We start from the raw sequence: 18,756 nt of genomic DNA, 5'->3' as shown, positions 1-18,756 counted from the left end.
GTGACCCGCCACTTCCTGCGCGACGACGACCTGACCCCGGACGAACAGGCCCGGGTCCTCGACCTCGCCGACGACATGAAGAAGGACCGCTTCGGCCACCGGCCGCTCGCCGGTCCGCGCACCGTCGCCCTCCTCTTCGACAAGCCCTCCACCCGGACCCGGCTGTCCTTCGCCGTGGGCGTGGCCGACCTGGGCGGCAGCGCCCTGGTCCTGGACAGCGCGAGCACCCAGATGGGCCGGGGCGAGCCCCTGGAGGACACCGCCCGCGTCCTGGAGCGCCAGGTCGCCGCCGTCGTGTGGCGCACCTTCGCCCAGAGCGACCTGGAGACCCTGGCCGCCCACATCTCCGTCCCGGTGGTCAACTCCCTCACCGACGAGTTCCACCCCTGCCAGATCCTGGCCGACCTGCAGACCGTCCGCGAGCACAAGGGCGACCTGGCCGGGCTCACCCTCGCCTACCTGGGCGACGGCGCCAACAACATGGCCCACTCCTACTTGCTCGGCGGCGCCACCGCCGGACTCCACGTGCGCGTCGGCGCACCCGAGGGACACCAGCCCGACCCCGCGGTGGTCGCGCGCGCCGCCGAGATCGCCGCCACCACCGGCGGGTCGGTCACGGTCACCGCCGACGCCCGCGAGGCCGCCCGGGGGGCCGACGTCCTGGCCACCGACACCTGGGTGTCCATGGGCCAGGAGGACGAGGCCGCCGACCGCGAGGCGCCCTTCCGCCCCTACGCGATCGACGCCGACCTGCTCGCCACCGCCCACCCCGAGGCGATCGTCCTGCACTGCCTGCCCGCCTACCGCGGCAAGGAGGTCTCCGCCGAGGTCATCGACGGGCCGCAGAGCGTGGTCTGGGACGAGGCCGAGAACCGCCGCCACGCCCAGAAGGCCCTGCTCGCCTTCCTGCTGGAGGCCAGCGACAACCCCGGAGCCGTCCGCCCATGACGGCGGAGAACGGCGGCACGGCGCCGATGACCAAGGCGGCCAGACACGCCAGGATCACCGACGTCCTCACCCGGGAGGACGTCAGGTCCCAGGGCGAGCTGGCCAGGCGCCTGTCCGAGGCGGGCGTCCAGGTCACCCAGGCCACCCTCTCCCGGGACCTGGACGAACTGGGCGCCGTCAAGCTCCGCACCGCCGACGGCCACCTGGTCTACGTGCTGCCGGGGGAGGGGGGCGAACGCCTCCAGCGCACCCGCCCCGACAGCCTGGGCCTGGAACAGGTCTCCGGCGCGCGCCTGACCCGGCTCGCCGAGGACCTGCTGGTCTCGGCCGAGGCCTCCGCCAACATGGTCATCGTCCGCACCCCGCCCGGCGCGGCCCAGTACCTGGCCTCGGCCATCGACCACACCGACTTCCACGCCATCCTGGGCACCATCGCGGGGGACGACACCATCCTGGTCATCTCCCGCGACCCCCAGGGCGGCGAGGACCTGGCCGCCGCCCTCCTGCGACTGGCCGACCGCAGACCGTAACCTCGTACGGGGACGTCCCGGACCCCGCCGGGACCGCCGGGCCCGCGCACGTAGCACCCGAGCGGACGCGGGGCCCGGCCCCGCACCGCCGCACCACACGTCAAGGAGAGACCACCATGGCCGACCAGCCCGAGGCGCTGCGCCTGTGGGGAGGCCGTTTCGAGGGCGGCCCCGACCAGGCCCTGGCGCGCCTGTCGCTGAGCACCCACTTCGACTGGCGCCTGGCCCGCCACGACATCGCCGGTTCGCGCGCCCACGCCCGCGCCCTGCACCGGGCGGGCCTGCTCACCGCCGACGAGCTGGACCGCATGATCGAGGGACTGGACCGGCTGGAGGCCGACGTGGCCTCCGGGGCGTTCACCCCCGTCCTGGAGGACGAGGACGTGCACACCGCCCTGGAGCGCGGCTTCATCGAGCGGGTCGGCACCGAACTGGGCGGGCGGCTGCGCGCCGGGCGCTCCCGCAACGACCAGATCGCCACCCTCGTGCGCATGTACCTGCGCGAGGAGGCCCGGCAGATCGCCGACCAGATCCTGGACCTGGTGCGGGCCCTGGCCGACCAGGCCGCGGCCCACCCGGACGCCGCCATGCCCGGCCGCACCCACCTCCAGCACGCCCAGCCCGTGCTGCTCGCCCACCAGCTCATGGCGCACGCCTGGCCCCTGGTGCGCGACATCGAGCGGCTGCGCGACTGGGACCGCCGCGCCGCGGTGTCCGCCTACGGCTCCGGCGCGCTGGCCGGGTCCTCCCTGGGGCTGGACCCCCGCGCGGTCGCCGCCGAGCTGGGCTTCCCCGACTCGGTGGACAACTCCATCGACGGCACCGCCGCCCGCGACGTCGTCGCCGAGTTCGCCTTCGTCACCGCCATGATCGGCGTGGACCTGTCCCGGCTCTCGGAGGAGGTCATCCTGTGGGCGACGAAGGAGTTCTCCTTCGTCACGCTCGACGACGCCTTCTCCACCGGCTCCTCGATCATGCCCCAGAAGAAGAACCCCGACGTCGCCGAACTCGCCCGCGGCAAGGCCGGGCGCCTCGTCGGCGACCTCACCGGGCTGCTCACCACCCTCAAGGGGCTCCCGCTGGCCTACAACCGGGACCTGCAGGAGGACAAGGAACCGGTCTTCGACGCGGTGGACACCCTCCACCTGCTGCTGCCCGCGATGACCGGAATGGTCGCCACCCTCACCTTCCACACCGACCGGATGGCCGAACTCGCCCCGCAGGGCTTCTCCCTGGCCACCGACATCGCCGAGTGGCTGGTGCGCGAGCGCGTGCCCTTCCGGGAGGCGCACGAGATCGCGGGCGCCTGCGTGCGCGTGTGCGAGGAGCGCGGCATCGACCTGCCCGATCTCGGCGACGACGACCTCGCCGCCGTCTCCGAGCACCTGACCCCGGCCGTGCGCGAGGTCCTCAGCGTGTCCGGCTCGCTGGCCTCGCGCTCCGACAAGGGCGGCACCGCCCCCGTGCGCGTGGCCGAGCAGTTGGAGAAGCTGCGCTCGGTCGTCGAGGAGCACCGCAAGGCCTTCACCGCCTGAGCCCCGCCGAAGCCGTGTACGGGCGCGCCGACCCCACCGGGGCCGGCGCGCCCGTGCGCGTTCGCGGGACCCCCTCCGGCGACCGCGTCCACGGTCCCCGCGCCCACGTCACACCCATTTTGGAATTCGCCCGGCACCCGCCGTGAGAGTGCGGTAGCGTCCTGAGTCTGCGGGCACCAGGCGTGGTCTGCCCTGTGCGAACCGTGACGAACCCCTCGGTGCACGGCACTTCCGGCGCATCCGCGCGTCGTGCGGTGCGACCCACGTCCGGCAGGCGCCCGCGACCAGTCCGTGGGAGGAACGCAATGGGGAACACGGGAGGCACCGGCCGCAGCGCCATCAGGGCTCAGATCAACAGGATCGTACTGATCCCCAGCATCACCTTCCTGGCGCTGTTCGTCGTCCTCAGCACGGCCATGCTCGTCCAGGCCGTGTCGCTGCGCTCCTCGGTCGGCGACGGCCGCGCCGGGATCCGGCTCGCCGCGGCGCTCACCCTTCTCCAGGAGGAGCGCCGCCTGAGCGCCGCCTACCTCGCCGACCCCGCCGAGGACGGCCGCGCCGCCCTGTCCGACGCGGCCTCGCGCACCGACGAGGCACTCGCCCCCGTCCACGACCTGCGCGGCACCATCGGCGACCGGGACGACCCGGCCACCGAACCCCTCGCCGAGGACTTCTTCACCTCCCTGACCGAGGTCACGGAACTGCGCGCCCAGAACCTCGCCGAGCCCGGTCCGACCGAGGACGCCCTCACCGTCTACACCACCGCGATCGGACAGGGCATCCGCCTCTACGCCGGCACCGCCCGCTCCCTCGACAACGGGCCCGCCACCGCCGAGGCCGCCGCCGTCACCGACCTGATGTGGGCCCAGGAGAGCTTCAGCCAGGCCGACGCCCTCATCGCGGCCGTGCTCGCCGAGGACTCCCTCGACCGCTTCCAGCAGGCACGAGTCGTCGCGCTCACCGCGGACGCCCGCCACCGCGTCGACATGGCCCCTCCCGGCCCCGCCGCCGACGACGGCGAGCCCCCCGCCGTGACCGCCCTCGCCGAGAGCCGCCCCTGGCAGGACGCCCTGGCCATCGCGGACACCCTCGCCGCCCACGAGGCCCCGGTCATCGTGGACGTCCTCAGCGGCGAACAGACCCGAGACCCGACTCCGCCCGAGGGGCTCGGGGGCTGGCGCGAGGCCGCCGACCAGGTCAACGCCGAACTGGCCGACATCACCGCCACGCGCGCCGCCTCCGTCGTCACCGCCACCGAGCAGGCCAGTTCCTGGATGCTCACCCTCGCCCTGGGCGGCAGCATCACCTCCCTGTTCGCGGGCACCCTCGCCTACGGTGTGGCCGCCCGCTCCGCCGGACGCCTCACCCACCGGCTCGCCCAGCTGCGCGCCGACACCCTGGGCAGCGCGCGCAGCGACCTGCCCCGTATCGTGCGCCGCCTGGAGTCGGGGGAGCAGGTCGACCTCGACACCGAGATGAAGCAGCTCGACCACGGCGACGACGAGGTCGGACAGGTCGCCGACGCCTTCAACATCGCCCAGCGCACCGCCGTCGCCGCCGCCGTCAAACAGGCCGACATCCGCGCGGGCGTCAACCGGGTCTTCCTCGGCATCGCCCACCGCCACCAGTCCCTCCTCCAGCGCCAGCTCCAGCTGCTGGACCGCGTCGAGCGCGAGGAGGAGGACCCCGACCTGCTGGAGAGCCTCTTCCAGCTCGACCACCTGGCCACCCGGGGCCGCCGCCACGCCGAGAACCTCATCATCCTGGGCGGCGCCCAGCCCGGCCGCCGCTGGCGCCACCCCGTCCCGCTCGTGGACATCCTGCGCGGCGCGATCTCCGAGACCGAGGAGTACACCAGGGTCCGACTGACCTCCGTCCCCGACCTGTCGCTGTCCGGCGCCGCGGTGGCCGACGTCATCCACATGCTCGCCGAGCTGGTCGAGAACGCCACCGCCTACTCGCCGCCGCACACCCAGGTCACCATCGCCACGGAGTCCGTGCCCAAGGGCGTGGCCGTGGAGATCGAGGACCGGGGCCTGGGCATGACCGAGGAGGTCCTGACCAGCTCCAACCGCACCCTCAGCGAGGCGCCCGAGTTCGACGTCATGACCTCCGGCGGGGACTCGCGCCTGGGCCTGTTCGTCGTCGCCCGCCTCGCCGCCAAACACGACATCCGGGTGCAGCTGCGGCACTCGCCCTACGGAGGGACCCGGGCCGTGGTGCTCATCCCCGGCGCCCTGGTCGCCTCCTCATCCAGCGCCCCGGAACGACCCCGCGCGGCCATCCGCCAGGGCGCCCACTCGGTACTGCGTGAGCCGTCGGCGCAGCACGGCGACGCGCTCGCCACGCAGGACGCCCCCCACCGGAGTCGGCCGCTCCTGCGTCCGGTCCCCCGCGACGGCGACGGCGCACGCCCGCCCCGGGGCACGCCCCTGCTGCGCCGGGTACCGGCGCCCGTGCCCGACTCCGAGACCGCGGACGCCGCCCCCGGGGCCGAACCCGGGGACGGCCGGGTCGGCGCCGCACCCGGCCGTCCCGGACTTCCCCGGCGCAGGCGCCAGGCCAGCCTCGCCCCCCAGCTCAGAGCCGCGGACCCGCCGGAGTGGGACGAAGCCGACCCCCCGGGCTCCTCACGGCGCACCCCCGAACAGGCGCGGCAGATGATGGACGCCTTCAGCGCCGGTACCCGGCGCGGCCGGGCCGCGGACATCGGGGCCGACGCCGACGGACGTGAACACAGCAGTGACGGTCAGGTCGGTGCGAGCGCCGACGATCACACGGGAGAAAGCGACTGACATGGTGGGCAAGAGCAAGGCCGCTGACAATCTGGACTGGCTTTTGGACGACCTGGTCGACCGCGTCGTCGGCGCCGAGAACGCGATCGTGCTGTCGGCCGACGGACTGCTGCTCGGAGGCTCGCGGGGACTGGCCCCCGAGGACGCCGAGCACCTGTCGGCCCTGGCGTCGGCGTTCCAGAGCCTGGCGCGCGGGACGGGCCGACACTTCGGCGGCGGCGACGTCCGCCAGACCGTGGTGGAGATGGAGCACTCCTACCTCTTCGTCACCGCCGCGGGCGCCGGAGCGTGCCTGGCGGTGCTGGCCACCGAGGACGCCGACGTCGGGCTGGTCGCCTACGAGATGAACCTGCGGGTCAAGCGGGTGGGCCAGTTCCTCACCGCCGCGCCGCGCCGGCCGGACCACCTCACCGTCACCGGGAGCGCCGGTTCATGAGCACGTCCGGAGAGCGGCGCGGAGCGCCGCCGGCCGTGCCCTCGGCCCCGGACGAGGCGGCGCAGCCGCTGTCCGGCCGCCGGGCACTGGCCTGGTACAGGGGACGGGGGCACCCGACGTCGGAGGGGCCCTCGGCGGGCGTCGTGCTCGGTGACGCCCCCTCGGGACAGCTCGTGCGCCCGTACACCATGACCGGGGGCCGCACCCGGCCCCGCACCGGTCCGCGTCTGGACCTGGTCACCATCGTCGTCGCCGCCGCGGACCGCGGGGACCGGGAGGGAGAGCCCGAACAGCAGGCCATCCTGAGCCTGTGCCGCAGACCCATATCGGTGGCCGAGATCTCCGCCCGGCTCGACATCCCCCTGACCGTTGTCAGGGTGCTCCTGGGAGACCTCCTCGCCGACGGCGACGTGCGCACCCGGGCGCCCATGACCCAGCTTCCCGAGAAGAAAGTACTTCAGGCGGTACTCGATGGCATCCGCAGACTCTGACACCAGGCCGCAGGAAGCGATCCCCCAGGCGGTCAAGATCATCGTCGCGGGGGGATTCGGCGCGGGCAAGACCACACTGGTCGGCTCCGTCAGTGAGATCACCCCGCTCAGCACGGAGGAGGTGATGACCGAGGCCAGCTACGGCGTGGACGACCTCGGGGGAGTGGAGGACAAGACCACCACCACGGTCGCCCTGGACTTCGGCCGCATCACCATCAACCCCGACATCGTCCTGTACCTGTTCGGCACCCCTGGACAGGACAGGTTCTGGTTCATGTGGAACGAGCTCTCCCAGGGGGCGCTGGGCGCGGTCGTCCTGGCCGACACCCGCCGCCTGAACACCTGTTTCCACGCCGTGGACTTCTTCGAGCGCCGCGGGTTGCCCTTCGTGGTCGCGGTGAACCGCTTCGAGGGCTCCACCGTCTACCGCCACGAGGAGGTCCGCGAGGCGCTGGACATCTCCGCCGAGGTGCCGGTCATCATGGCCGACGCCCGCGAGCGCGAGTCCTGCAAGGAGGTGCTGGTGGAGCTGGTCACCCATGTGATCCAGGGCCGGAGCCCCGTCATGAGCGGGTGACACGTGCGGGTCGCCGACCCGGACAATCCCTGCGGATTCGATCCGGTATACGTTCGGAGGACACGCCCATGCAACAAGGTGCCGAACGCTACAATGTCGCGGCAGTGACCACCGGCCCCACCGGGCACCCCATCCGCCTCTCATCTGAATCCTGGTATGCGAAACTCTGACCGACTTCCCCCACGCGAACTGCCCAAGCGGCGCTCCGGCCGCCACCGCAACCCGCTGTCCTTCGACAACTGGTTCGGCACCCCCGCCCTGATCATGGCGGTCCCGGGCACGGCCGACCGGGCCAGGGGCGCCGACGGTGAGTCGATCGGTGCCCGGATGGCCGACCTCGTGCGCGCCTACCGCCCCGAGGTCACCATCCGCTACGGCCACACCGAGGGCGACGAACAGAGCCTCACCGAGGCCCTCACCGATCTCAAGGACGACCAGGGCAGCCCCCTGTCCGCCGTCGTCGTCCCGTTGGTCACCGCACCGCACGCGGGCACGTCCGCGGCGATCGAGGAGGCCGTCGCCCGGACCGGCGCCGAAGCGCGCGTCACCGAGGGCCTGGGGCCGCACCCCATGCTCGCCGAGGTGCTGCACCTGCGGCTGGCCGAGTCCGGATACGTGCGCGCGGACCGCATGCGCCTGATCAGCGTCGTCGCCCGTGACACCACCATGGCGGACGGCATCATCGTCGGAGCCGTGGGCGGCGAGGCCGCGGCCGGGGCCGCGGGGGTGAGCGCCGTGCTGCTCGCCGCGCGCCTGGGCCTGACCGTGCTGCCCGCCGACCTGGAGAACGAGGCCGCGGTCGAGCAGGTCGTGGGCCAGCTGCGCCAGGGCGGCTGCAGGCGCCCGGTGATCGCGCCCAGCGCCCTGGGGCCGGAGCTGCCCCGCGAGGAGCTGGAGGCGCTCGCCGCGCGCTTCGGCGCCAGACTCGGCGCGCCCCTGGGCGCGGACAGCCTGCTGGGCAAGATCGCCGCCCTGCGCTACGCCGAGGTCCTCAACTCCCTGGGCGTGGAGCAGCCGCCCACGGTCGAGGAGCTGCCCGCCCCGGTGGGCTCCCGGCACCGCCCGGAGTCCTGACGGCGCGCGGCCGCGACGAACGCAGCCTCCCCGACAGCGCCCCGAGGGCGCGACACGCCGTACCCCGGCACACGAGTGTGCCTCCCGGGGGCCGTCCGCACAGCGGGCGGCCCCCGTCGCGTGCGCCCGGCGCCCGGACCTGCGGTTTCTCGTCCCGAGAGCGGCCTTTAGCACATCCGGGGAAGAGAACCGCGCCAAGAAAAGGCAACTGATAGTGATCGTTTGACAGCATAAAGCAAGGATTCTTCGATAGCCTCGGCTTGACCGACCGAAAGCCGCCGGGGCGCCCTCTCGCCGCCCGGCAACCGCACAGGCCGGAGGGGGCCATGCGCAGAACCCGCGACAACGCGCCCACGATCCGGAGACAGCTCACCCGCATCGTGCTGATCCCGAGCCTGTGCTTCCTCGCGCTCTGGCTCGTCGTGGCCGCCATCGGCACCATCCGCGCCGTCCAGTTCATGGGAGCCGTCGTCCAGGCGCGGGAGGGAACACAGGTCTTCTCCGCCGCGGCCGGCGAGGTGCGGGCCGAACGCCGCCTCTCCCTGGTCCACCTGGGCCGCTTCGAGAGCACCGGAACCCGCGACGACGAGGTCGGCGCCGCCCTCGACGAGCAGCGCGAGGCCACCGACACGGCCATGGCCGAGGCCGTCGCGTTCGCCGAGCGACTGCGCGGAACCCGCGACGACGAGGTCGAACGCAGCGCGACCGACCTGGTGGACAGCGCCGGGATCCTCGACGAGGTCCGCGCGGACGTGGACGCGTACGACCTCGGGCAGGAGGGGACCATCCTGCGCTACGACGAGGTCCTGGCGGGCACCACCGGCGCCATCACCGCGCTCGTGCACACCACCGACGGCGGGGAGAACCTCACCGACGCCGTCCTGACCAGCGAGCTCATGGGCGCGTCCTCCGCCTACTCCACCGCCGACGCGCTGCTCGCGGGGACCATCGCCCGGGGCGAGATGAGCTACGAGGAGACGGCGCACTTCACCTACCTCACCGCCGCCTACCGCGACACCCTGGAGCCGGCCAGCGCCGCCATGCACCCGAGCGTGGCCGCGCGCTACGAGGAGCTGGTGTCCCTGCCCGCCTGGTCCCGGGCGGAGGAGCTGAGCCGTCGGGTGGTCACCCGCCAGCCGCTCGCCGAACCGGACGAACCCGGGCAGGGGGCCACGGGCTCGGACTGGAACGCCGACATCGACATCAGGGCGCAGTCGTGGGACGACTCCTCCGCCGAGGCCGCCCTGGCGCTACAGGACCTGGCCGGGCTCCAGGCCCGGCGCACCGTCGACCTGGCCTGGAGCGCCGCACTGCTGCGCGTCTTCCTGGGCGTGGCGGCGGCCGCGCTCACCCTGGCGGGCGGCGCGGTGGCCATCGCCGTGGTCGGCCGCTCCTCGCGCCGCCTCACCGATCGCCTGACCCACCTGCGCGAACAGATCCTGGAGCGCGATGGCGACCTGCCCGACATCGTCGACCGCGCCCAGCGCGGCGAGAAGGTCGACGTCCAGGAGGAGCTGCCGCCGCTGGACGACTGGGGGGACGACGAGATCGGCCAGGTCGCCGAGGCCTTCGACGCCGCCCAGCTCACCGCCGTGGAGTCGGCCGTGCTCCAGGCCGAGATCCGCCGGGGGGCCAACCGCGCCTTCCTGGGCATCGCCTTCCGCAACCAGGCCCTGGTCCAGCGCCAGCTCCGCCTGCTCGACGAGATCGAGTACCACGAACAGGACCCCGAGGCGCTGCGCCGCCTGTTCCGCCTGGACCACCTGGCCACCCGCGCGCGCCGCTACTCCGACAACCTCATCATCCTCGGCGGGGGGCAGTCGGCCCGCCGCTGGCGCCAGCCCCGCCCGCTCGTGGACGTGCTGCGCGCCGCCATCGCCGAGACCGAGGACTTCGAACGCGTCCGCCTGACCTCGGCGCCCCGCGTGCTCATGCACGGGCAGGTGGTCGCCGACGTGGTGCACCTGCTCGCCGAGCTGGTCGAGAACGCCACGCAGTTCTCCCCGGCGGGAACGCCCGTGGACGTCGGCTGCACCCCGGCCGCGGAGGGGCTGGTGGTGGAGATCGAGGACCGGGGTCTGGGCATGTCCGAGCGCGGCTACGCGGAGGCCGAGCGCACGCTCACCCAGCCCCCCGAGTTCGACGTCATGGCCCTGCCCGAGGACCCCCGGCTGGGCCTGTTCGTGGTGTCCCGCCTGGCGGGGCGGCACGGGGTCCGGGTCTGGCTGCGGCCCTCGCCCTACGGGGGCACCCGGGCGACCGTGCTCATCCCCGCCTCGCTGCTGGAGCCGGTCGACAACCTCGTGACGGTCGCGGGCACGCCCACGGGCCGCCAGGTGGCGAACGGACGGGAGGCCCGCGTTCCGGCCGGGTGGGGGGCGCCTCCCGCGAGGGCCGCCCTCACCACGCGCGGCCACGGCGCGGGCGGCGCGGACGGCACCGTCCACGGCCGGACCGGCCCGCAGGCGCCCGTCACGCCTTCGGGGCAGACAGGTCCGCAGCTCTTCGTGCCGGGGCCGGACCGGACCGGTCCGCAGGTCCCCGTGCCGCCTCTCGGCCAGAGCGGTCCACAGCCCTCGGTGCCGCGGGCGGATCGGGCCGAACCGCGGGTTCCTGTGCCGCCTTCCGGCCAGAGTGGTCCACAGCCCCTGGCACAGCAGCACCGGACCGGTCCGCAGGTCCCCGTGCCGCCTCTCGGCCAGAGCGGCCCTCAGCCCTCGGTGCCGCGGCCGGAGCGGGCCGAACCGCGGGTCCCCGTGCGCGCGGGCCAGACAGGTCCGCAGCCTTCCGTGGTCCCCGCCGGGCAGACCGGCCCGCAGCCCTTCTCCCCGCGGCCGGACCGGACCGGCCCGCACGGCGTCGTCCTCGCGCACACCGGACCGCAGAGGTCCGTTCCCGCCTCCGGCGGTCCCGGCGGCACCGCTCCGCCGGGGGAGCACCTCCTCCCCGACCCGCACGGCCACCCGCTCGCACAGGAACCCGTCCCCGAACCGTGGCACGACGGCGCGCTGCACGCACCCGCCCCCACACAGCAGAGGGGGAACGGTGAGAGCTGACGGCAGCCCCGGCCGCAGAACGGCCGCGCACGCCTACGGAACCCGCCCCGACCCGCCCCCGCCGCCGGTCCTCCCCGGCCCCGAGGAGGAACCCGGCCAGGAGCGCTTCCTGCGCCCCTTCGCCGTGGCCGCGGGCGACCCCGACGCCGACGCCTTCGGCGTCCCCCGGTGCGGCCCGGACGAGCCCGACCTGCTCAGCCTCGTCGTCGCCGCCCGTGTCCCGGGCCGCCACGAGCTGCTGCGGCCCGAACGCGAGGCCCTGCTCCGCCACGCCCTGCGCGCGCGTACCGTCGTCGAACTCGCCGCCGAGGTGCGCCTGCCGGTCGGCCAGGTCAGGGCCATCGTCTCCGACATGGTCGCCGACGGCTCGCTCCAGCGCTGCGGTCCCTCACGCCCGCTGGGCCGGGAGGACCTGCTGCACGCCGTCCTCGTCGGTCTGCGCTCGCTGTGACCGGTCCGCCCGCTCCCGCCCGGACCCGTGTTGCTAGCGTGCCGCCCATGCGCAGCACCGAACACATCGGCGTCATCGGAGCGGGCATCGTCGGACTGGCCCTCGCCCGCCGCCTCACCCTCCACCGCCCCGGCACCCGCGTCACCGTCCTGGAGAAGGAGGACCGGGTCGCCGCGCACCAGACGGGCCACAACAGCGGTGTCGTCCACGCCGGGCTCTACTACAGGCCCGGCTCCCTCAAGGCCACGCTGTGCCGGCGCGGCGTCGGCCTGCTCAGGGACTACTGCGCCGAGCACGGGCTGCCCTACCACGAGGTCGGCAAGGTCCTCGTGGCCGCCGACGCCGAGGACGAGGCACGCCTGGACGACGTCGAACGCCGCGCGCGGGAGAACGGCGTCCCCGGCGTCACCCGGCTGGGCCCCGAGGGCCTGCGCGAGATCGAACCCCACGCGGCGGGCGTCGCCGCCCTGCACTCGCCGACCACCGCCGTCACCGACTTCGTCGCCGTCGCCGAACAGTTCGCCGACGACGTGCGCCGGTCCGGCGGCCGGATCCTGCTCAACACACCCGTCCTGGACCTGCGCCAGGAACACGACGGCGTCCGCGTCCTCACCGGCGATCCCCGGGGCGAGCGGCTCGTCCACCGCTTCGACCGCCTGGTGGTCTGCGGCGGCCTGCACAGCGACCGCCTCGCCCGCATGGCGGGCGCCGCGGAGGACCCCCGGGTGGTGCCCTTCCGCGGCCAGTACCACGAGCTCGTCCCCGAGCGCCGCCACCTGGTGAACGGCCTGCTCTACCCCGTCCCCGACCCGCGGTACCCCTTCCTCGGGGTGCACCTGACCCGCCACGTCCACGGCGAGGTCATGGCCGGGCCCAACGCCATCCTCGCCACCGCGCTGGAGGGCTACCGGGCACGCGACGTGCGCACCCGCGAACTCGCGCGGACCCTGTCCTGGCCCGGGTTCTGGCGCCTGGCCCGCCGCCACTGGGCCGTGGGCGCCCGGGAGACCCTCGTGTCCGCCTCTCGGGCCGCGTTCGCCGCCCAGGCCAGGCGGCTGCTGCCCGAACTGGCCGCCGCCGACCTGCGTCCGGCCCCGTCCGGGGTGCGCGCCCAGGCACTGGCCCGGGACGGCTCCCTGCTCGACGACTTCCACGTGGACACCCACGGGCGGGTGGTGTGCGTGCGCAACGCGCCCTCGCCCGCGGCCACCTCATCCCTGGCGATCGCGGAGTTCCTCACCGACACGTTCGTCCCCTGACCGCCGGGGTAGGGGGCTCCGACGCGGGCCCCGTGCGTGTCGGCGGAAGTTATCCACAGGCTCGAGGACACTCTGGTACGGGCCTTCGCGGCGTCCCACCATGAGAAGTGGCGGCGGTGCGGGAGGGTCCCGTGACCGCCGCCGGAGGTGACCATGCGTGTTTTCCGGTGGGTCGCGGCGGTCCTCGCCACCGCGCTCGCACTCGTCGCGGCCCCGGCCGCAGCAAGCCCACGAGGGGGAGAGTTGGACGGATTCACCATCGGGTACCTGCCCGACCAGATCGACGACCGGACCTCGGTCTCCGACTTCGACTACGAGTGGGGCGGAGTGTCCTTCTCCAGCCGGGTGTGGGAGACGACCCTGGAGGGGGGAGGGGCCAGGGTGGTACTCCAGGTCCTGGTCATGCGCGGCGACAGGCTCACCGACCTGTCCGCCGTCCGCGACTTCCTGACCGACTACCACGAGCGCTCACCCGACTGGGAGCTCACCGAGTTCGACAACAACGGCCTCACCGCCCTGCACGGCGAGACCGAGGCGTTCTGGACGCCCTTCAGGGGGGCGGCGGTGGAGGTCCGCGACGCCTTCGGCCTCGTCGGTCAGAAGGAACTCCTGACCACCGCCCGGGGCGTCAGAGCCGCCAACCCCGCCTGAACCGGCCTCAGCAGCCCGAGAGCACCTCGCGCAGCGCCGCCTCCTCGTCCGGATCGACGGTCAGGTCCCACACGTGCTTGACCTCGATCCACGAGACCACGTAGTCGCAGTGCGAGGACTCCAACGGCGGCAGCCAGTCCGCCGGGTCGGAGTCGCCCTTGGACCGGTTGGTCGAAGCGCTCACCGCCCACAGCTGGGAGGAGTCCAGGTCGTTGGCGAAGCGCCCGCGCTCCTCGGTCGTCCACTCGTGGGCGCCCGAGCGCCAGCCCTCCTTCAGGGCCACCATGTGGTCGATGTCCAGGTCCTCCGCCTCGGTCAGGGTCTCCCCGTCATAGGGGCTGTACCAGGACCCCGACACCGGCTGGCAGTCGTCGTCGACCCGCACGTCCTCGCCGTCGCGCAGCAGGACCACCTGACGGGTGGTGCAGTTGTCCTGCACACCGCTGTCCCAGTGGGGGAAGAGCGCCCGGTCGTACCCCGGCGGGTCGCTCTCCTCCTCCACCCGCAACTCCTCCATCCACTGCCGGGCCTGCTCCACCGACGAGGAGGCGCCACCGTCCCCGGGCACGGACGAACCGTCGTCCCGGGGTTCGGCGGTGCGCTCGGGGTCCGGTTCGATCACTCCCAGCTGGTACAGCACGAACACGGCGACGGCGAGGACGCCGACCACGGCGGTCACCAGACCACCGATCTTCGACGCGGCCTTCTTGGGCATCAGGGGCTCCACAACGGGTCGGGCGCCGCGCGCGGACGGCGCGCGGTCGTCCCCACCAGCTTGGCCCATGCCGGGCAGGGCCGTAACACCGCTCGAAGCCAGGTGTTGCTCACCGGGAGCGCGCCGACGAGGGGAGACGGAAACGTCAGGACGCGAGGAGGTCGAACACGAAGGAACCCACCAGCAGCAGCCCCACACCCGCGCTGTAGAGCCGTGCCCGGACGCGGTCCGGCTGGTCCCGGAGCGTGCGCCAGGCGTACAGGACCGTGCCCGCCAGCACCAGCGCGCCCTCCACCACGGCCGCCGCCACCGGCGCCTCCCACAACCCCAGGCCCAGCAGCGGCAGCCCGCCCGCGCCACCGGGCAGGAACGGCATGTCCGGCCGGTGCACGAGCAGGTCCAGGAGCCAGTGGCTGAACACCACCCCGCCCAGGACCGCACCGGCGTCCCGACCCCACCGTCCACGGAGCGACACGTGCACCAGAGCGCCCACCGACAACGCGAGCAGCAGGTTGCTGACCAGGGCGTGGGAGTACTCCGCGCGGATGAGGAGGGACCCGTAACCGCTCAGACCGGGTGAGGCCGGGCCCCCGCTCTCCACGCCCAGCGCCGCCAGCGGAAGGAAGACCAGGTCCGGCAACTGCGTCGCGACCAGGAGCGCGCCCATGGGCAGCTCCGGGCGCCACGCCCTGACGACGCCCGCGACCCCGAAGTGTCCTGCCAGCACCGCCTACCCCCTCCCCGTGTCCTCGTGTGCCCCAGCCGCGCCGGGCACCGTGTCCGGCCACTCCTGGAAGGCGCGGACGAACCCCTCCACCAGCAGCGCGTAGGACTGGTCCACGTCCTCGGGCAGGCCGAAGCCGCCGCGCGTCTCCAGGTCCACGAACCCGTGCAGCGAACTGCGCAGTGCCCGGATCGCGTGCACAGCCTGCTCCTCGGCGATGCCGAACCCGCGCAGGACGGCGGCCAGGACCCGTACCGGGTCGGTGGCCAGCTCGGCCCTGGCCCCGGCCAGCACCGGCAGCTGTTGCAGGGCCGCGTAGCGCCCCGGATGGACGTGCGCGTAGCGGCGGTAGGCGTCGGCCGTCGCGCGCAGCGCCTCCGGGCCGGACCGGCCCACGGCGGCGCGCTGCACCTCCTCGCCGATCCCGTTCGCGCCCAGCAGCGCCACCTCCCGGCGCAGCCCCGCCAGCCCGTCCACGTGCTTGTACAGGCTGGGCGTGGCCACTCCGAGCCGCTTGGCGACCGCGGCCAGGGACAGGGAGTCGAACCCCTCCTCGTCGCTGAGCCGCGCCGCCTCCTCGGCCACCACCGCCGGGGTCAACCCCGCCCTAGGCACCGGCCACCACCTCCTGGAGCAGTGCCTCCACGGCGGGCACGACCACGTCGGGTCGCTGCGCGTGGGCGTAGTGGCCGCACTCGGGCACCATCAGCACCGAACCCCCCACCACGGAGGCCACCCGCTCGGCCTGGGCACGCGGGTCCTTCCAGTCGGGGTCCAGTTCGCCCATGACCACCACGGCCCGGGCCCGCATCCCCCCGGCGTCGGAGACGGTCTCGTTGGGCGCGTAGACCGTCCGGTACACGGCGCGGTAGCGGTCGGCCGGACGCAGCATCTCCAGGACCAGCTCCAACTGGCGCCGGTGCCCCTCGGGCTTGCGGCCGGTGTGCAACTGGTCGTAGACGGCGGTCAGGGCGCGGGGACCCCAGGGGCGCAGCAGGAGCAGACGCTGGCCGACACGGGTGAACAGGCCCTGGGAGGGCGGGCCCAGGAACGGGCCGAGCAGGGCGATGCCCGCGACGAGGTCGGGCCGCTCCTTGGCCGCGATGGCGGCGGCGCCCGCGCCCAGGGAGTTGCCCACGACGACCACGTCTTCTCCGCCCAGCTCCTCGGCGAGGGCGAGGACGTCGGTGGCCGCCGCCCGGCTGGTGTGGTCGTCGAAGGTGGTGTCGCTGTCGCCGTGGCCGCGCAGGTCCATGACGGCGACCCGGTACCCGGCCCCGGCCAGGCCCGCGCCGACGAACCGGAAGGAGTGGCGGTGGTCGAACATGCCGGGCACGCAGACCACGAGTGGTCCGGTGTTCCCGGCTCCGTAGAGGTCGTAGGCGATCCGCCCCTGAGGACGTGTGAGGTGGTGCATCGTGCTCTCCCCGCCGTTTGGCTTTCCCTGATAACCAGAAAGCTAATGTCATTAGCCAACCGGGTCAAGGGGGTCCGGCCGGGTTCTTCGTGGGGCGGGGCCGTCTCCGTGCAGGGCAGGGCCGCGCGATCTGCGGCTCCACCACAGCCGATAGCGTGGAGAGGCGGGAAAACCGGATGGCGTTCCGCCGCGTCCGGCCTACACTTCAAGGCAGATCGGGCCCCAGGGGCCCGCCTATACAACAGAGAGCAACACAGTGACCGACATCATCGACGAACTCCAGTGGCGCGGCCTGCTCGCGCAGACGACCGACCTTGACGCACTGCGCAAGGCGCTCGCCGATGGTCCGATCACCCTGTATTGCGGATTCGACCCTACGGCGGGCAGCCTGCACGTGGGCCACCTCACCCAGATCCTGACCCTGGCCCGTTTCCAGAAGGCAGGACACCGCCCGATCGCGCTGGTCGGCGGCGGCACCGGTCTCATCGGCGACCCCAAGCCCAACGCCGAGCGCCAGCTCAACTCGCTGGAGACCGTGCGGGGCTGGGTCGACAACCTGGGCGGGCAGCTGTCCGCGTTCCTGCGCTTCACCCCCGAAGGGGAGCAGCCGGAGCCGACCGACGCCGTCCTGGCCAACAACGCCGACTGGCTCGGCGAGATCAACGCCATCGAGCTGCTGCGCGACGTCGGCAAGCACTTCAGCGTCAACCAGATGCTCGCCCGGGAGACGGTGAGGAGCCGGCTCGACGGTGAGGGCATGAGCTACACCGAGTTCAGCTACGTGCTCCTGCAGTCCTACGACTACGTCCAGCTCTACCGCCGCTTCGGCTGCACGCTGCAGACCGGCGGCTCCGACCAGTGGGGCAACATCACCGCGGGCCTGGACCTGGTCCGCAGGATGGACGGAAACGAGCCGCACGGCCAGGCGCACGGACTGACCACGAACCTGCTCACCAAGGCCGACGGCACCAAGTTCGGCAAGACGGAGTCCGGCAGCGTCTGGCTCGACCCCGAGCTGACCTCGCCGTACGCCTTCTACCAGTTCTGGTTCAACGCCGACGACCGCGACGTGGTCCGCTACCTGAAGACCTTCAGCTTCCGCGACCGCGACGAGATCGAGGAACTGGAGCGCCAGACCGAGGAGCGTCCGCAGGCCCGCGCCGCCCAGCGCGTCCTGGCCGAGGACCTCACCGTCCTCGTGCACGGCGAGGAGGAGTGCCGCAAGGTCAAGGAGGCCAGCCTGGCGCTGTTCGGCCGCGCGGACCTGTCCGACCTGGACGCCCGCACGCTGGAGGCAGCCCTGGCCGAGGTTCCCCGGGCCGAGGTCGACGGTCCCGTCGACGGGCTGCTGGTGACCGACGCGTTCGCGCAGAGCGGCCTGACGCCGAGCAAGTCCGCGGCCCGCCGCGCTATCCAGGAGGGCGGGGCCTACGTGAACAACGTCAAGGTCACCGACGTGGAGGCCGTGCTCCGCCCCGAGGACGTGCTCCAGGGACGCTTCGTCGTGCTGCGCAAGGGCAAGCGCAACATCGGCGGCCTGGTCCTCAACGGCTGATATGCCGCTCCGCGGGCCGGTGCCTGACACCGGCCCGCGGCCGTGCCCGCTGATCCGGTGTCCGGCGCGGTCCGGCCGCCTCCCGCCTCCGCGTCCACGCTGCTCGCAGACCTGCTGTGAGCGCGGGGCGCGGAGCAGGGGGAGGGAGAGCTGGGCCACAACCGGGGCCGATGGGTTTCGAGCGGGAACCTTCCGGGCAGGAAGCTCGTTGTCTGAACAAAAGCCGACGTAACAGCGCGATCCCGGTGTGAGGACCGCGCACGTCACAGGGGCTCGAACAAGCCGCCCGCCAGGGGCGACAGAGTCCCGGACCGCGCGGTTGACGCGCGTACCGGGCTCCGGCTTGACGTCTGCCCCGGCCCTCCCTATACTCGGACGAGTCGCTGCGGGACGGCGAGCGGCCCTCGGGCCGACTCGGAACCGGACCGCGGCCGCGAACTCTCTTCCTCCTCTCAACCGAACCGGTTCGAGCACCGCTCTGCATCGGCTAGGCTTCGGGAGGCGCTTCCAAGGAAACACGGAAGCGAAACAGGAAACGGGCT

General features: G+C 73.4%; 17 protein-coding genes. 13 read left to right on the top strand and 4 right to left on the bottom strand.

What is annotated here, in order from left to right:
- From argF to G011_RS0124235, 12 genes are all read left to right on the top strand, one after another.
- Window positions 1-948: an ornithine carbamoyltransferase gene (gene argF, locus G011_RS0124290; protein ID WP_019610741.1), complete on the top strand. Its 948-nt coding sequence runs from the start codon at window positions 1-3 to the stop codon at window positions 946-948.
- Window positions 945-1,478, top strand: coding sequence for an arginine repressor (locus tag G011_RS0124285; RefSeq protein ID WP_013154073.1), 534 nt, complete (start codon window positions 945-947; stop codon window positions 1,476-1,478). Before argF ends, G011_RS0124285 begins: the two co-directional genes overlap by 4 nt.
- A 116-nt stretch (window positions 1,479-1,594) precedes the next feature.
- Window positions 1,595-3,013, top strand: coding sequence for an argininosuccinate lyase (gene argH, locus G011_RS0124280; protein WP_019610740.1), 1,419 nt, complete (start codon window positions 1,595-1,597; stop codon window positions 3,011-3,013).
- 305 nt (window positions 3,014-3,318) lie between these two features.
- Window positions 3,319-5,808, top strand: a complete 2,490-nt coding sequence (locus tag G011_RS0124275) for an ATP-binding protein (protein ID WP_019610739.1) — start codon at window positions 3,319-3,321, stop codon at window positions 5,806-5,808.
- Window position 5,809: 1 nt separating this feature from the next.
- Window positions 5,810-6,244: a roadblock/LC7 domain-containing protein gene (locus tag G011_RS0124270; protein WP_013154070.1), complete on the top strand. Its 435-nt coding sequence runs from the start codon at window positions 5,810-5,812 to the stop codon at window positions 6,242-6,244.
- Window positions 6,241-6,735, top strand: a complete 495-nt coding sequence (locus tag G011_RS0124265) for a DUF742 domain-containing protein (protein ID WP_026338616.1) — start codon at window positions 6,241-6,243, stop codon at window positions 6,733-6,735. Before G011_RS0124270 ends, G011_RS0124265 begins: the two co-directional genes overlap by 4 nt.
- Window positions 6,716-7,312 (top strand): ATP/GTP-binding protein, encoded by a 597-nt coding sequence (locus G011_RS0124260; protein WP_013154068.1) that lies wholly within the window; start codon window positions 6,716-6,718, stop codon window positions 7,310-7,312. The genes G011_RS0124265 and G011_RS0124260 overlap by 20 nt, the downstream gene beginning before the upstream one ends.
- Before the next feature lie 156 nt (window positions 7,313-7,468).
- Window positions 7,469-8,386, top strand: coding sequence for a sirohydrochlorin chelatase (locus G011_RS0124255; protein ID WP_013154066.1), 918 nt, complete (start codon window positions 7,469-7,471; stop codon window positions 8,384-8,386).
- A gap of 326 nt (window positions 8,387-8,712) precedes the next feature.
- A complete protein-coding gene (locus tag G011_RS0124250) occupies window positions 8,713-11,442 on the top strand; it encodes a nitrate- and nitrite sensing domain-containing protein (protein ID WP_026338615.1) in 2,730 nt (909 codons plus the stop codon).
- Entirely contained in the window at window positions 11,432-11,893 is a 462-nt protein-coding gene (locus tag G011_RS0124245; protein ID WP_019610737.1) for a DUF742 domain-containing protein, read from the top strand. The genes G011_RS0124250 and G011_RS0124245 overlap by 11 nt, the downstream gene beginning before the upstream one ends.
- Before the next feature lie 47 nt (window positions 11,894-11,940).
- Window positions 11,941-13,152: an L-2-hydroxyglutarate oxidase gene (lhgO, locus tag G011_RS0124240; RefSeq protein WP_019610736.1), complete on the top strand. Its 1,212-nt coding sequence runs from the start codon at window positions 11,941-11,943 to the stop codon at window positions 13,150-13,152.
- Between the two features lie 243 nt (window positions 13,153-13,395).
- Window positions 13,396-13,803, top strand: a complete 408-nt coding sequence (locus G011_RS0124235) for a hypothetical protein (RefSeq protein WP_019610735.1) — start codon at window positions 13,396-13,398, stop codon at window positions 13,801-13,803.
- A 7-nt stretch (window positions 13,804-13,810) separates the two neighbouring features.
- On the opposite strand, the gene G011_RS0124230 is transcribed toward G011_RS0124235, so the two are convergent.
- From G011_RS0124230 to G011_RS0124215, 4 genes are all read right to left on the bottom strand, one after another.
- Window positions 13,811-14,518 (bottom strand): HNH endonuclease family protein, encoded by a 708-nt coding sequence (locus tag G011_RS0124230; RefSeq protein WP_019610734.1) that lies wholly within the window; start codon window positions 14,516-14,518, stop codon window positions 13,811-13,813.
- Between the two features lie 145 nt (window positions 14,519-14,663).
- The gene (locus G011_RS0124225; RefSeq protein WP_019610733.1) at window positions 14,664-15,245 is read right to left on the bottom strand and encodes a hypothetical protein; all 582 of its coding nucleotides are present in this window, start codon (window positions 15,243-15,245) and stop codon (window positions 14,664-14,666) included.
- A 3-nt stretch (window positions 15,246-15,248) separates the two neighbouring features.
- Complete coding sequence (locus G011_RS0124220; protein ID WP_026338613.1) at window positions 15,249-15,857, bottom strand: TetR/AcrR family transcriptional regulator; 609 nt, start codon at window positions 15,855-15,857, stop codon at window positions 15,249-15,251.
- Window positions 15,850-16,659, bottom strand: a complete 810-nt coding sequence (locus G011_RS0124215) for an alpha/beta fold hydrolase (protein WP_019610731.1) — start codon at window positions 16,657-16,659, stop codon at window positions 15,850-15,852. The genes G011_RS0124220 and G011_RS0124215 overlap by 8 nt, the downstream gene beginning before the upstream one ends.
- A 256-nt stretch (window positions 16,660-16,915) precedes the next feature.
- Between G011_RS0124215 and tyrS the strand changes: the two genes are divergently transcribed.
- Window positions 16,916-18,214, top strand: a complete 1,299-nt coding sequence (tyrS, locus tag G011_RS0124210) for a tyrosine--tRNA ligase (protein WP_019610730.1) — start codon at window positions 16,916-16,918, stop codon at window positions 18,212-18,214.
- The last annotated feature ends 542 nt before the right edge of the window (window positions 18,215-18,756 follow it).

Source organism: Nocardiopsis sp. CNS-639 (assembly GCF_000381685.1).
In the GTDB taxonomy this organism is placed as follows: Bacteria; Actinomycetota; Actinomycetes; order Streptosporangiales; family Streptosporangiaceae; genus Nocardiopsis; species Nocardiopsis dassonvillei.
The sequence above is the reverse complement of the archived record's forward strand: the minus strand, read 5'-3'. Positions and strand labels throughout refer to the sequence as shown.

What these genes read in the sequence shown, in the direction of transcription:
- G011_RS0124285 (WP_013154073.1), top strand. Translation starts at nt 945, where the DNA reads ATGACGGCGGAGAACGGCGGCACGGCGCCGATGACCAAGGCGGCCAGA.
- argH (WP_019610740.1), top strand. Translation starts at nt 1,595, where the DNA reads ATGGCCGACCAGCCCGAGGCGCTGCGCCTGTGGGGAGGCCGTTTCGAG.
- G011_RS0124275 (WP_019610739.1), top strand. Translation starts at nt 3,319, where the DNA reads ATGGGGAACACGGGAGGCACCGGCCGCAGCGCCATCAGGGCTCAGATC.
- G011_RS0124270 (WP_013154070.1), top strand. Translation starts at nt 5,810, where the DNA reads ATGGTGGGCAAGAGCAAGGCCGCTGACAATCTGGACTGGCTTTTGGAC.
- G011_RS0124265 (WP_026338616.1), top strand. Translation starts at nt 6,241, where the DNA reads ATGAGCACGTCCGGAGAGCGGCGCGGAGCGCCGCCGGCCGTGCCCTCG.
- G011_RS0124260 (WP_013154068.1), top strand. Translation starts at nt 6,716, where the DNA reads ATGGCATCCGCAGACTCTGACACCAGGCCGCAGGAAGCGATCCCCCAG.
- G011_RS0124255 (WP_013154066.1), top strand. Translation starts at nt 7,469, where the DNA reads ATGCGAAACTCTGACCGACTTCCCCCACGCGAACTGCCCAAGCGGCGC.
- G011_RS0124250 (WP_026338615.1), top strand. Translation starts at nt 8,713, where the DNA reads ATGCGCAGAACCCGCGACAACGCGCCCACGATCCGGAGACAGCTCACC.
- lhgO (WP_019610736.1), top strand. Translation starts at nt 11,941, where the DNA reads ATGCGCAGCACCGAACACATCGGCGTCATCGGAGCGGGCATCGTCGGA.
- G011_RS0124230 (WP_019610734.1), bottom strand. Translation starts at nt 14,518, where the DNA reads ATGCCCAAGAAGGCCGCGTCGAAGATCGGTGGTCTGGTGACCGCCGTG.
- G011_RS0124215 (WP_019610731.1), bottom strand. Translation starts at nt 16,659, where the DNA reads ATGCACCACCTCACACGTCCTCAGGGGCGGATCGCCTACGACCTCTAC.